1 protein-coding gene is annotated in these 241 nt (G+C 75.1%); it reads right to left on the bottom strand.

Annotation, left to right across the window (positions count from 1 at the left end; translation table 11 throughout):
- On the bottom strand, window positions 1-241 hold a 241-nt coding region (locus tag KVS71_RS18415; protein WP_302677830.1), incomplete at both ends, for a 5-formyltetrahydrofolate cyclo-ligase.

The following is a 241-nucleotide window of genomic DNA, read 5'->3' as shown; positions in this document are numbered from 1 at the left end:
GCAGTCCGTCGGAGCGGGTGACCGGGAGGAGGACCCGGATCCCGCGGCGGACCGCGCGGGTGACGAACACCCTGGTGCCCGGCTCCGTGGTGGTGGAGAGGAAGCAGGAGACGGAGCGGGCGCCGGGCTCGTCGACGAGGGCGTCCAGCCGTTCGCCGATCGCCGGGGCAGCGGCTTCGCGCTGCGGATCGGACAGTAGCTGGCGCCGCTCTCGCAGCTCCGCGCGGAGGGCTCGCTTGGC

Source organism: Microbacterium sp. GbtcB4, assembly GCF_019091465.1.
GTDB classification, from domain to species: domain Bacteria; phylum Actinomycetota; class Actinomycetes; order Actinomycetales; family Microbacteriaceae; genus Microbacterium; species Microbacterium paraoxydans.
This window is presented reverse-complemented; position numbering and strand designations above follow the sequence as displayed.